The following is a 13,491-nucleotide window of genomic DNA, read 5'->3' on the forward strand; positions in this document are numbered from 1 at the left end:
CGCACAGGGCCCGGACCGGCCCGGGAGATGGCCGGTCCGGGGCCCTGCCGCCGAGACCCGATCGCGTCTAGATTCTGGTCATGGCGGACACGAAGCGCGAGATCGAGCGGAAATTCGAGTTCACCCCGTCCGACGGGGACCGGGACCGGCTCCCCGACCTGACCCGGGTCCCCGGCGTCGCCAGCGTCGTCGACAAGGGCGTCGTCGACCTCGACGCCGTCTACTACGACACCCAGGACCTGCGCCTGGACGCCGACTCCCTCACCCTGCGCCGCAGAACGGGCGGCTCCGACGCCGGCTGGCACCTCAAGTTCCCGGTCACCGCGGGCATCCGCGACGAGATCCGCGCCCCGCTCTCCGACCGCCTCCCGCCCGTCCTTGCCGCCCTGCTGCGCTCCCGCGTCCGCGACGGTGAACTGCGGCCCGTCGTCAGGCTGCTGTCCTCCCGCGACGTACGCCACCTGCTCGCCGCCGACCACACGCTGCTCGCCGAGCTCAGCATCGACACGGTCCGCGCCGAAGGGCTGCGCGAAGGGTCCTCGGCCACCATCTGGACCGAGATCGAGGTCGAGCTCGCCGACGGCGTGGCGGACGAGAGCATCCTGGACGGTGTGGAGAAACGGCTGCGCAAGGCGGGCATCCGGCCCTCGACGAGCTCCTCCAAGGTCGCCCGGGCCCTGCGGGAGACGGCCCCGAAGCCGCGCAAGGCGGCCAAGGCCGCGAAGAACGCCGGGCCCGCCGCAGGCACCGCGGGCGCCCACGTCCTCGGCTACCTGCGCGTCCAGCGCGACGCGATCGTCGCCCTCGACCCCGCCGTCCGACGCGAACTGCCCGACTCCGTCCACCAGATGAGGGTCGCGACCCGCCGCCTGCGCAGCGCGTTCAAGTCGTACGCCAAGGTCGTCGACCGGGCCGTCACCGACCCCGTCGGCGAGGAGCTCAAATGGCTCGCCGCCGAGCTCGGCGTCGACCGGGACCAGGAAGTCCTCACCGAACGCCTGCGGACCCGCATCGCCGCGCTGCCCCGCACCCTGCTCCTCGGCCCGGTCCGCGGCCGGCTGCGCATCTGGACCGCGGCCCGCCGCACCGGCTCCCGCCGCAGGACCCTCGCCGTACTCGACGGCAAGCGCTACCTCGCCCTCCTCACCACCCTCGACACGCTGCTCGCGGCCCCGCCGCTGCTCCCCGCGGCCGAGCGGCCCGTCGCCGACGTCCTGCCCAGGGCCGTGCTCAAGGACTACGACCGGCTTGCGGGCCGCGTCCACACCGCGCTCGGCCTCGCGCCCGGCCACGAACGGGACCTCGCCATGCACGAGGCCCGCAAGGCCGCCAAACGCGCCCGGTACGCCGCCGAAGCCGCGGTCCCCGCGCTCGGCAGGGCCGCCGAGAAGTTCGCCAAGCGCATGAAGGCCGTACAGAACGTGCTCGGCGACCACCAGGACAGCGTGGTCGCCCGCGACGCCCTGCGCACGCTCGCCGCCCAGGCCCACGCGGCCGGCGAGTCCGCGTTCACCTGGGGACTCCTGTACGGCCAGGAGGAGGCGACGGCCGACCGGCGGGAGCGCGAACTGCCCGAGGTCTGGGCCCGCGCCAGCGCCCCGAAGCTCCGGGAACGCCTCACCGCCCCATGATCGTCGTGCGAGGGGGCTACCCGGCTCGCGTTACGCTAGAGAGTCGCCCCCCTGCCAGCCCACGAAGGTCGAGATGTCTGCCGAGTCCGTCTTCCCACAGCTCGAAGCGCTGCTCCCGCATGTGCAGAAGCCGATCCAGTACGTCGGCGGTGAGCTCAACTCCACCGTCAAGGCCTGGGACGAGTGTGACGTCCGCTGGGCGCTCATGTACCCGGACGCGTACGAGGTCGGGCTGCCCAACCAGGGCGTCATGATCCTCTACGAGGTACTGAACGAGCGCGAGGGCGTCCTCGCCGAGCGCACGTACAGCGTGTGGCCGGACATGGAAGAGCTCATGCGCGAGCACGAGGTCCCGCAGTTCACGGTGGACTCGCACCGCCCGCTGCGCGCCTTCGACGTGTTCGGGCTCAGCTTCTCCACCGAGCTCGGCTACACCAACATGCTCACGGCCCTGGACCTCGCGGGCATCCCGCTGGAGTCCAAGGACCGCACCATCGACGACCCGATCGTGCTCGCGGGCGGCCACGCGGCCTTCAACCCCGAGCCGATCGCGGACTTCATCGACTGCGTGGTCATCGGCGACGGCGAGCAGGCCGTCCTCGACATGACCGAGATCATCCGCGGGTGGAAGGCCGAGGGCTGCCCCGGCGGCCGCGAAGAGGTCCTCTTCCGCCTCGCGAAGACGGGCAGCGTCTACGTTCCCGGCTTCTACGACGTCGAGTACCTGCCGGACGGCCGCATCGCCCGCGTCGTACCGAACAAGTCGGGCGTGCCGTGGCGGGTGTCCAAGCACACCGTCATGGACCTCGACGAGTGGCCCTACCCCAAGCAGCCGCTGGTCCCGCTCGCCGAGACCGTCCACGAGCGCATGTCCGTGGAGATCTTCCGCGGCTGCACCCGCGGCTGCCGCTTCTGCCAGGCCGGCATGATCACGCGCCCCGTGCGGGAGCGAAGCATCACCGGCATCGGCGAAATGGTGGAGAAGGGCCTCAAGGCGACCGGCTTCGAAGAGGTGGGGCTCCTTTCCCTCTCCTCCGCGGACCACACCGAGATCGGCGACATCGCCAAGGGCCTCGCGGACCGCTACACGGACGACAAGATCGGCCTGTCCCTGCCCTCCACCCGCGTGGACGCGTTCAACGTCGACCTTGCCAACGAGCTGACCAGGAACGGCCGTCGCTCGGGTCTGACGTTCGCCCCCGAGGGCGGCTCCGAGCGCATGCGCAAGGTCATCAACAAGATGGTCTCGGAAGAGGACCTCATCCGTACCGTCGCGACCGCGTACGGCAACGGCTGGCGCCAGGTGAAGCTGTACTTCATGTGCGGCCTGCCCACCGAGACCGACGAGGACGTCCTCCAGATCGGCGACATGGCGGTCAACGTGATCGCCAAGGGCCGCGAGGTGTCGGGCCAGAACGACATCCGCTGCACCGTCTCCATCGGCGGGTTCGTACCCAAGCCCCACACCCCGTTCCAGTGGGCGCCGCAGCTGAGCGCCGAGGAGACGGACGCGCGCCTCACCAAGCTGCGCGACAAGATCCGCGGCGACAAGAAGTACGGCCGCTCCATCGGCTTCCGCTACCACGACGGCAAGCCCGGCATCGTCGAGGGCCTGCTCTCGCGCGGCGACCGCCGCGTGGGCGCCGTCATCCGCGCCGTCTACGAGGACGGCGGCCGCTTCGACGGCTGGCGCGAGCACTTCAGCTACGACCGCTGGATGGCCTGCGCCGAGAAGACACTGCCCTCCTTCGGCGTGGACGTCGACTGGTACACCACCCGCGAGCGCACCTACGAGGAGGTCCTGCCCTGGGACCACCTGGACTCCGGCCTCGACAAGGACTGGCTCTGGGAGGACTGGCAGGACTCGCTCGACGAGACCGAGGTCGAGGACTGCCGGTGGACGCCCTGCTTCGACTGCGGCGTGTGTCCCCAGATGGACACGAGCATCCAGATCGGGCCCACGGGCAAGAAGCTGCTGCCGCTCACGGTGAAGAGCTGAGCCCGCGCCCCTCAACAGCGCTGGACGCATAACCGCCTGATCACGAAGGGCCCCCGCCGCAACGGCAGGGGCCCTTCGCGCGTCCTTGATCGTATGGAGAACCGACCGGCCCCGCAGGGGCCCGAAGGGTGTCTGACCGTCGCGATCCGCATACCGGTGCGGATCGTGGTGTTCGTCCTGGTCGTCCCCGTGCGGATGGTCTGGGACCTCCTCGCGGCCGGCGCGAAGGCGTTGCGCCGGGCGGTCCTCGCACCCCTGTGGCGCGCCCTGATCGTCACCCCGTCCAGGTGGTTGTACGCCCGCGTGCTGACCCCGCTCGGGCACGCAACTGCCTGGCTGGGAAGGGCAGTTGGGGCTGGAATCGGGTGGCTCGGGCGCGGCGTGGCGTGGGTCGCGGTGACACTGGTGGCCGTTCCCACGGCGTGGGTGTACCGCACGGTGCTGACCCCGCTCGGCCGGGGCGCCGCCCGGGTCGCCGGGGCGATCGCCCTCGGACTGTGCCGGCTGCTGTGGGCGCTGTTCGTGTGGCCGCCGGTCACGCTGTGGCGCTGGGTCCTCGCGCCGCTGCTGCGCTACGGCCTCCTCGCGCCGGGGGCCTGGCTGTACCGGTACGCACTCACCCCGGCCGGCCACGCGATCGCCCTCCTCGCCGGGCTGGCGGCGGCCGCTCTCGCCGCGGTGGCGCGGGGGCTCGCCGCGCTGGCCGTCCTGTTGCTCGTGGTCCCGGCGGTGTGGGTGTACAGGACGCTGCTCACCCCGCTCGGGCACGCGGTGGTGGTCGTCGCGCGGGAGATCGGTGACGCGCTCGGGCACGCCTGGCGGGCCGCCGGGTTCGTGTCGCGGGCGGTGGGGCGGGCCCTCAAGTGGCTCGCCCGGAATCTTGTCGGGCGGCCGGCGCGCTGGGCGTACGTCGTGCTCCTGACGCCGGTCGGGCACTGGGTGCAGGACGCCGTCCTGCGGCCGGCCAAGAAGGCGGCACTCGCGGCGGGGCGCAGCGCGCGGGAGGCGCTGGCGTCGGCGCGCGAGACCGTGCGGACCGCCCGGCGCGACGCCTGGCGGGCGCTGGTCGGCGGCCCGCCCCGGGAACAGGGCGGGCACCGGGCGCGTACTCTGGGTAGTACAACTACTGCCTCCGGCGCGGTGCCCGCCCCCGAGATCTCCCTCAGCAAGACGGAGGGATGAGCCGGGTGGCGCACCGGCCGTGACCGGAGGGGCCCCCACAGGACGGTGGGCGGCGCCCACCGCGCCCGCCCCGCACCGAGGAGAAGAACCACTGGGCAAGCGACAGCCCGAAGGCCCGCCGCCCGCACCTGCGGTGCAGCGCATCCGACTGCGCTACACCAAGCGCGGCCGCCTCCGGTTCACCAGCCACCGTGACTTCCAGCGCGCCTTCGAGCGGGCCCTGCGCCGCGCCGAGGTGCCCATGGCGTACTCGGCCGGGTTCACCCCGCACCCCAAGGTGTCGTACGCGAACGCCGCACCCACCGGCGTCGGCTCCGAGGCCGAGTACCTGGAGATCGCCCTCACCGCACAGCGCGACCCCGAGAAACTGCGCGCCCTGCTCGACGAGTCGCTGCCCGCCGGGCTCGACATCATCGACGCGGTCGAGGTCCGCACCTCGGGCCTCGCCGACCGGCTCACCGCCTCCGTCTGGGAGCTGCGCCTGGAGGGCGTCACCGTGGCGGCGGCCGAGAAGGCCGTCGCGACGTTCCTGGCCGCCGAGACCGTCGAGGTCCAGCGCAAGACCAAGAACGGCATGCGCACCTTCGACACCCGGGGCGCCGTCGCCGAGCTCCTGGCGCTCGCTCCGCAGGCTGATAGGCCTCTCGACGACGCCTGTGCGATACTGCGGCTGGTAGTACGGCACCTGACACCTGCCGTACGACCCGACGACGTCCTGTCCGGTCTCCAAGCTGTGGCCGACCTGGCGCCGCCGGTCCCCGCAGCGGTGACCAGGCTGGCGCAGGGGCTCTTCGACGAGGAGTCCGGCACGGTGACCGACCCGCTCGCGCCCGACCGCGAGGCAGCCCCGGCCGCTCCACAAACAGCCGCCGGGACCGTCTCTGCGACGGCGCCGGAAGGTCCCGCCGCGTAAGGGCAGTCGTTGTAGCGCAGCCCTGGCACTCGGGAGCCACCTGGGTCGGGCCGCGCACTGACCTGAAGACTTTCGCCAGGCCGTACGTACAACGCGTACGGAACCGGCGAGCCAGATATCAGCTCCCGTGCGGCGCCCGCGCCCCGGACGGCGGCACCCGCGCACATCACGCGGGCCGTGCCGCCGGACCGGAACAGGCGCGGCGCCCGGGAGCGTGACGGGAGCTACGCCCGCATGCTTGAGCAGAACGAACCCGGCACCACCGGGGACAACACCAACGACAACAACAGCCCCAGCGACACGCTGCCGCCGCGCCGCAGGCGCCGCGCGGCGTCGCGGCCCGCGGGGCCGCCGGTGGGCGCACAGAACGCGGAGCCCGCCGGGCAGACCGCGGAGCCGGTGGCACCGGCCGCCGAGCCGGCCGCACCGGCCGCCGCCGAGGCCGACGCCGCTCCGGCGCCGCGCACCCGTCGCCGTGCCACCCGCACGGCGACCGCTCCGGCCGCCGAGGCCCCGGTCGCAGCCGAGCCCGAGGCCGTCGAGGCCGACGCTGAGGCGCCCGCGCCTCGTACCCGCCGTCGTGCGACCCGTAAGGCGACGGCTCCGGCCGGTGCGCCGCGGGCCGCCGAAGTGGTAGAGGCCGTCGAGGCCCCGGTCGCGGCCGAGCCCGAGGCCGTCGAGGCCGACGCCGCTCCGGCGCCTCGCACGCGCCGTCGTGCCACCCGCAAGGCCACGGCTCCGGTCGGTGCGCCCGCGGCCGCCGAGGAGATCGTCGAGGTCGTCGAGACCCCCGTCGCCGCCGAGCCCGAGGCCGTCGAGGAGGCCGCCGAGGCGCCCGCGCCGCAGACCCGTCGCCGTGCGACCCGTAAGGCCACCGCGCCGCAGACCACCGTCTCGGCCCCGGTCGAGGTCGTCGAAGAAGAAGAGCTCGACGAGGACGAGGAGGCGGAGGGGACCGAAGAGGTCGCCGCCGTCGAGGCCCCGGTCGTCGAGGACGAGGCGCCGCGCGGCCGTACCCGCCGCCGTGCCACCCGGCAGGCCACCGCGCCCGCCGCCGCTGCCCCGCCCGCCGTCGAGGAGCCGGTCGAGGCCGCCGCCCCGGCCGCCGAGGACGAGGCACCCCGTGGGGGGCGTACTCGCCGCCGTGCCGCCCGGCCCGCGTCCACCCCGCAGTTCACCCCGGTCGAGCCGGAGGCGCAGCCCGCGGCCCAGGCGGAGGAGCCCGCCACCGGCCGTCGCCGCCGCGCCACCCGGCCCGCCGTGGCCGTGTTCCAGGCGCCGGTCTTCACCGAGCCGATGTTCCAGACCCCGGAGACGGCCGCGGCCGCCGCTGCCGCCGCCCGCGTCGAGGAGCCCGAGGCCGAGGCCGAGGAGACCCCGGTGGTCGAGGCCGCCGAGTCCACCGCCGAGCCGCAGGGCCGCTCGCGCCGTCGCCGCCGCCGTGGCGAGCCGACCGAGCCGGTCCAGGAGAAGCCCGCCGAGGAACCCCTCGACGAGCACGTCGAGGAGGCCGCCGAGGCCGAGGCCGAAGCGGAGTCCGACGAGTCCGACGACGACCGCCCCTCGCGCCGCCGTCGCCGTGGCGGCCGTCGCCGTCGCCGCGGCGAGCCCGCCGAGGCCGAGGACGCCGCGGAGGAGCAGACGTACGAGCAGGCCGAGGGCTCCGAGCCCGAGGAAGAGGACGACGAGGACGAGGACGCGGACGGCACCCCCTCCGCCGCCGGGACCAGCAGCAGCCGTCGCCGGCGCCGCCGCCGTCGCCGCTCCGGCGACGCGGGCCCCGAGGGCGAGCCGGGCTCCGACGACCCGGAGCGCACCGTCGTCAAGGTCCGCGAGCCGCGCCCGGCCCGCGAGCGCGCCGAGTCCGCCTCCACCTCCTCCGACGAGGTCCAGTCCATCAAGGGCTCGACGCGTCTGGAGGCCAAGAAGCAGCGCCGCCGCGAGGGCCGCGAGCAGGGCCGCCGCCGCGTCCCGATCATCACCGAGGCCGAGTTCCTGGCCCGCCGCGAGGCCGTCGAGCGCGTCATGGTCGTCCGCCAGAGCGGCGAGCGCACCCAGATCGGCGTCCTCGAAGACAACGTGCTCGTCGAGCACTACGTCAACAAGGAGCAGGCCACCTCCTACGTGGGCAACGTCTACCTGGGCAAGGTCCAGAACGTGCTGCCCTCCATGGAGGCCGCGTTCGTCGACATCGGCAAGGGCCGCAACGCCGTCCTGTACGCCGGCGAGGTCAACTTCGAGTCGCTCGGCATGGGCAACGGTCCGCGCCGCATCGAGGCCGCCCTCAAGTCCGGCCAGTCGGTGCTCGTCCAGGTCACCAAGGACCCGATCGGCCACAAGGGCGCCCGCCTGACCAGCCAGGTCTCGCTGCCCGGCCGCTACCTGGTGTACGTGCCCGAGGGCTCGATGACCGGCATCAGCCGCAAGCTGCCCGACACCGAGCGCGCGCGCCTGAAGACCATCCTCAAGAAGATCGTCCCCGAGGACGCGGGCGTCATCGTGCGCACCGCCGCCGAGGGCGCCAGCGAGGACGAGCTGCGCCGCGACGTCGAGCGCCTCCAGGCGCAGTGGACCGACATCCAGAAGAAGGCCAACCAGATCTCGACGTCCTCGCCGTCGCTGCTCTACGGCGAGCCGGACATGACCGTCCGGGTCGTCCGCGACATCTTCAACGAGGACTTCTCGAAGGTCATCGTCAGCGGTGACGAGGCCTGGGAGACCATCCACGGGTACGTCGCGCACGTCGCGCCGGACCTGACCGAGCGGCTTTCGCGCTGGACCAGCGAGGTCGACGTCTTCGCGACGTACCGGATCGACGAGCAGCTGGCCAAGGCCCTGGACCGCAAGGTCTGGCTGCCGTCCGGCGGCTCGCTGGTGATCGACAAGACCGAGGCGATGATCGTCGTCGACGTCAACACCGGCAAGTTCACCGGCCAGGGCGGCAACCTCGAAGAGACCGTGACGAGGAACAACCTCGAAGCGGCCGAGGAGATCGTGCGCCAGCTGCGGCTGCGCGACCTGGGCGGCATCGTCGTCATCGACTTCATCGACATGGTCCTGGAGTCCAACCGCGACCTGGTCCTGCGCAGGCTGCTCGAATGCCTGGGCCGCGACCGCACCAAGCACCAGGTGGCCGAGGTCACCTCGCTCGGCCTGGTCCAGATGACCCGCAAGCGGGTCGGCCAGGGCCTGTTGGAGTCGTTCTCCGAGACCTGCGTCCACTGCAACGGGCGCGGCGTGATCGTGCACATGGAGCAGCCGACCACGGTCGGCGGCGGTGCGGGCAAGCGCGCGAAGAAGCGCGGCCGCGGTGGCGCCGAGCACGACCAGCACACCCACGAGCACGAGGTCCTCGACAGCGAGGCCGTCGAGGCCGTCGAGTCCGAGGCCGAGGTCGCCGCCGAGATCGCCGCTCCCGTGGCGCTCGCCGAGCCCGAGTTCGTGCCCGACGAGGAGCTGTACAGCAGCGCCGCCGAGGCGGAGGCCGCGGCCCGTGGCGGCAGGTCGCGCCGTCGCGCCACCCGCAAGGCCTCGGCTCCGGCCGGTGCGCCCCGTACGGCCGCCGTCGAGACCCCGGCCGCGGTGGCCGAGGAGCCGGAGGCCGTGCAGGCTCCGGCGGCGGTGACCGTCGCCTCGTTCATCGAGGACGACGCGCCGCGCGGCGGCCGCACCCGTCGCCGCGCCACCCGCAAGGCGACCGCCCCGGCGGGCGCGCCGACCGCGGCCGTCGCCGAGCCGGTGGTGGTCGTCACGGAGCCCGAGCCGAAGGCCGAGGAGCCCAAGGCACAGGAGCCGGTCGCCGAGCCCGTCGCCGAGCCCGCTGTCGAGGAGGCGCCCGTCGCCGCCCCGCCGCGGGCCCGCCGCCGGGCGACCCGCAAGGCCACGGCCCCGGCCGGTTCGCCCTCGGGCGCCGAGGACGCCGCGGTCGTCGTGGTCGTGGCCGCCCCGGCCGCCGAGCCGGCCGAGGAGGCCGCACCGGCCAAGAAGGCGGCCCGCAAGACGGCGAAGAAGGCCACCGCGAAGAAGGCCGCCACCAAGAAGACGGCGGCCAAGAAGACCGCGGCGAAGAAGACGACCGCCAAGAAGGCCACCGCCAAGAAGACGGCGGCGGCCGAGCAGCAGCAGACGTCGGTCTCGGCGTCGACCGACAGCTGACGGACAGCCTGCGCTCAGACGACGTACACCAAGCGGTAGTTGGCTGCTGTACGGCCCCAGGAGCCCGCCCCCGGATCACCGGGGGCGGGCTCCGTCGTACGAAGGAGAGTCCGCCCCCGCATGAGTCCCCGCATGAGTGCGATCAGCAAAGCCGTCATCCCCGCCGCCGGGCTCGGCACGCGTTTCCTGCCGGCCACCAAGGCCACCCCCAAGGAGATGCTGCCGGTGGTCGACAAACCGGCGATCCAGTACGTGGTGGAGGAGGCGGTCGCGGCGGGGCTCTCGGACGTCCTGATGGTCACCGGGCGCAACAAGCGCGCACTGGAGGACCACTTCGACCGCAACCACGAGCTGGAGTCGGCGCTGACCCGCAAGGGCGACGCGGACCGGCTCGCGAAGGTGCGGGAGTCCAGCGACCTGGCGACCGTCCACTACGTACGCCAGGGCGATCCCAAGGGCCTCGGCCACGCGGTCCTGTGCGCCGCCCCGCACGTCGGCGACGAGCCCTTCGCCGTGCTGCTCGGCGACGACCTCATAGACGCCCGGGACCCGCTCCTGCGCCGCATGGTCGAGGTCCAGGCGCGCGAGGGCGGCAGCGTGATCGCGCTCATGGAGGTCGATCCCGAACAGATCCACCTCTACGGCTGTGCGGCCGTCGAAACCACCGCCGAGAGTGACGTCGTGCGCGTCACCGGGCTCGTCGAGAAGCCCGAGGCGGCCGAGGCGCCCTCCAACCTCGCCGTCATCGGCCGCTACGTCCTGGACCCGGCCGTCTTCGACGCGCTGCGCACCACCGGGCCCGGCAGGGGCGGCGAGATCCAGCTCACCGACGCGCTCAACCGGCTCGACACCGTGCACGGCGTCGTCTTCAAGGGGCGCAGGTACGACACAGGGGACCGGGCGGACTACCTGCGGGCCATCGTCCGCCTCGCCAGTGAGCGGGCCGATCTGGGCCCGGACTTCCGGGCCTGGCTGCGTGGTTTCGTCGCCGAGGAGTGCGGGTAACGACCCTGGTTTGACCCGCCACGCCCGGCCCCGTAGCCTTGACCCTCGGCGTGTTTATATACGCGCCTGCCCCTGAGCACCTCACCTCCCGGTCCGCCGGGGGAGGCCCCCTGCATTTCTGCGGGATGGCTGGCTTCAAGGGTTCCGTATCGAGCGAGAGAGAGATCCGCGTGTACGCCATCGTGCGCAGCGGTGGTCGCCAGCACAAGGTTGCTGTCGGCGACATCGTTGAGGTTGACAAGATTTCCACTGCCAAGGTTGGCGACACGGTCGAGCTCTCGACCCTGCTCGTTGTCGACGGCGACGCTGTGACCAGCGACCCGTGGGTGCTGGCCGGCATCAAGGTCACCGCCGAGGTCGTGGACCACCACAAGGGTGTCAAGATCGACATCCTTCGGTACAAGAACAAGACCGGTTACCGCCGTCGCCAGGGCCACCGCCAGCAGTACACGGCGATCAAGGTCACCGGCATCCCCGCGGCTGCGAAGTAAGGGACTGAGGAGACATGGCACACAAGAAGGGCGCATCGTCCACCCGGAACGGTCGCGACTCCAACGCTCAGCGGCTCGGTGTGAAGCGCTTCGGCGGTCAGACCGTGCTCGCCGGTGAGATCCTGGTCCGCCAGCGCGGCACCCACTTCCACCCGGGTGCGGGCGTCGGTCGCGGTGGCGACGACACCCTGTTCGCGCTGCAGGCCGGTGCGGTGCAGTTCGGCACCCACCGTGGCCGCAAGGTCGTGAACATCGTTCCGGCTGCCTGATCACTTAGGCACTCGTAGAGCGGTTTCAGCGGAGGCGGACCTCACTTCCCCCACGGGAAGCGGGTCCGCCTTTCGCGTGTTACTAGATAGACAATCCGTACTTTCCCTCAGCCTCCGGCCGGGGGCCCTCAGGAGGCACATCCCATGACCACCTTCGTGGACCGCGTCGAGCTGCACGTCGCCGCGGGTAACGGGGGCCACGGCTGCGCCTCCGTCCACCGTGAGAAGTTCAAGCCGCTCGGCGGGCCGGACGGCGGCAACGGCGGCCGTGGCGGCGACGTCACCCTGGTCGTCGACCAGTCCGTGACGACGCTTCTCGACTACCACCACTCGCCGCACCGCAAGGCCACCAACGGCCAGCCCGGCGCCGGTGACAACCGCTCCGGCAAGGACGGCCAGGACCTGATCCTGCCCGTGCCCGACGGCACCGTCGTCCTCGACAAGCAGGGCAACGTGCTCGCCGACCTGGTCGGCGAGGGCACCACCTACATCGCGGGCCAGGGCGGCCGCGGCGGCCTCGGCAACGCGGCGCTCGCCTCCGCCCGCCGCAAGGCCCCCGGCTTCGCGCTGCTCGGCGTGCCGGGCGAGGCCGCCGACATCGTCCTGGAGCTCAAGACCGTCGCCGACGTGGCCCTGGTGGGCTACCCGAGCGCCGGAAAGTCCTCGCTGATCTCGGTCCTCTCGGCGGCCAAGCCGAAGATCGCGGACTACCCGTTCACGACCCTGGTCCCGAACCTCGGCGTGGTCACGGCCGGCTCGACCGTCTACACCATCGCGGACGTCCCCGGTCTGATCCCCGGCGCCAGCCAGGGCAAGGGCCTGGGCCTTGAGTTCCTGCGGCACGTCGAGCGCTGCTCGGTCCTCGTGCACGTCCTGGACACCGCGACCCTTGAGTCCGACCGCGACCCGGTCTCCGACCTCGACATCATCGAGGAGGAGCTCAAGCAGTACGGCGGGCTCGACGACCGGCCCCGCATCGTCGTCCTCAACAAGATCGACATCCCGGACGGCCAGGACCTCGCGGACATGATCCGCCCGGAGCTTGAAGAGCGCGGCTACCAGGTCTTCGAGGCCTCGGCCGTCGCCCGTACGGGTCTGAAGGAGCTGTCCTTCGCGCTCGCCGGGATCGTCGCCGAGGCGCGTGCCGCGAAGCCCAAGGAGGAGGCGACCCGCATCGTCATCCGCCCGAAGGCCGTCGACGACACGGGCTTCACCGTCACCTTCGACGAGGCCAACGAGGTCTACCGGGTCCGTGGCGAGAAGCCGGAGCGCTGGATCCGCCAGACCGACTTCAACAACGACGAGGCCGTCGGCTACCTCGCGGACCGCCTCAACCGCCTCGGCGTCGAGGACGCCCTGATGAAGGCCGGCGCCCGCTCCGGCGACGGCGTGGCCATCGGGCCCGAGGAGAACGCGGTCGTCTTCGACTGGGAGCCGACGATGATGGCCGGTGCGGAGATGCTGGGCCGTCGTGGCGAGGACCACCGCCTTGAGGCGCCCCGTCCCGCTGCGCAGCGGCGTCGGGACCGGGATGTCGAGCGCGACGAGGCCGAGCAGGAGTTCAAGGAGTTCGGGCCCTTCTAGGGGGCGACGCTGCGACGCTGTGGCGGGGGTGCGGGATTCGACTGCGGGCCGTCGGGGGCTGTTTGCGCAGTTCCCCGCGCCCCTAACGCCGTCTTTCGTCCTCGGACCGTGCGTGGTTGCTCGCGCAGTTCCCCGCGCCCCTGCAGGCAGCCAGCATGTCCCGGTCGCGCCCACGCGGCGGGAGCCGCGCGATGCCTCAGTCCCGCGCCCCTAAAGGGCACCTGGTCCCTGGCCAGCACCGGAGCCCCCAGCCCTCTCCCGT

The 13,491-nt window shown here is 72.7% G+C and carries 9 protein-coding genes; all 9 read left to right on the forward strand.

Annotation, left to right across the window (positions count from 1 at the left end; translation table 11 throughout):
• Positions 1–80 precede the first annotated feature (80 nt).
• The 9 genes from OHA17_RS26305 to obgE all read left to right on the forward strand — a co-directional run bounded on the left by OHA17_RS26305 (position 81) and on the right by obgE (position 13,229).
• Positions 81–1,631 (forward strand): CHAD domain-containing protein, encoded by a 1,551-nt coding sequence (locus OHA17_RS26305; protein ID WP_406508634.1) that lies wholly within the window; start codon positions 81–83, stop codon positions 1,629–1,631.
• A gap of 73 nt (positions 1,632–1,704) precedes the next feature.
• Positions 1,705–3,630 carry a TIGR03960 family B12-binding radical SAM protein gene (locus OHA17_RS26310; RefSeq protein ID WP_406508635.1) on the forward strand — a complete coding sequence of 642 codons (1,926 nt, stop codon included), beginning with the start codon at positions 1,705–1,707 and terminating at the stop codon, positions 3,628–3,630.
• Positions 3,631–3,723: 93 nt separating this feature from the next.
• Positions 3,724–4,812, forward strand: a complete 1,089-nt coding sequence (locus OHA17_RS26315; RefSeq protein ID WP_406508636.1) for a hypothetical protein — start codon at positions 3,724–3,726, stop codon at positions 4,810–4,812.
• A 133-nt stretch (positions 4,813–4,945) separates the two neighbouring features.
• Positions 4,946–5,725 (forward strand): TIGR03936 family radical SAM-associated protein, encoded by a 780-nt coding sequence (locus OHA17_RS26320; protein ID WP_406508637.1) that lies wholly within the window; start codon positions 4,946–4,948, stop codon positions 5,723–5,725.
• Between the two features lie 234 nt (positions 5,726–5,959).
• Positions 5,960–9,880, forward strand: coding sequence for a ribonuclease E/G (locus tag OHA17_RS26325; RefSeq protein ID WP_406508638.1), 3,921 nt, complete (start codon positions 5,960–5,962; stop codon positions 9,878–9,880).
• Positions 9,881–10,012: 132 nt separating this feature from the next.
• Positions 10,013–10,885, forward strand: coding sequence for a UTP--glucose-1-phosphate uridylyltransferase GalU (gene galU, locus OHA17_RS26330; protein ID WP_406508639.1), 873 nt, complete (start codon positions 10,013–10,015; stop codon positions 10,883–10,885).
• 170 nt (positions 10,886–11,055) lie between these two features.
• A complete protein-coding gene (gene rplU / locus OHA17_RS26335; protein WP_030217574.1) occupies positions 11,056–11,376 on the forward strand; it encodes a 50S ribosomal protein L21 in 321 nt (106 codons plus the stop codon).
• Between the two features lie 14 nt (positions 11,377–11,390).
• Positions 11,391–11,645, forward strand: coding sequence for a 50S ribosomal protein L27 (gene rpmA, locus OHA17_RS26340; RefSeq protein WP_053727440.1), 255 nt, complete (start codon positions 11,391–11,393; stop codon positions 11,643–11,645).
• A 144-nt stretch (positions 11,646–11,789) separates the two neighbouring features.
• A complete protein-coding gene (gene obgE / locus OHA17_RS26345) occupies positions 11,790–13,229 on the forward strand; it encodes a GTPase ObgE (protein ID WP_406508640.1) in 1,440 nt (479 codons plus the stop codon).
• Positions 13,230–13,491 lie beyond the last annotated feature (262 nt).

This window comes from Streptomyces sp. NBC_00212, assembly GCF_045206365.1.
Classification (GTDB): domain Bacteria; phylum Actinomycetota; class Actinomycetes; order Streptomycetales; family Streptomycetaceae; genus Streptomyces.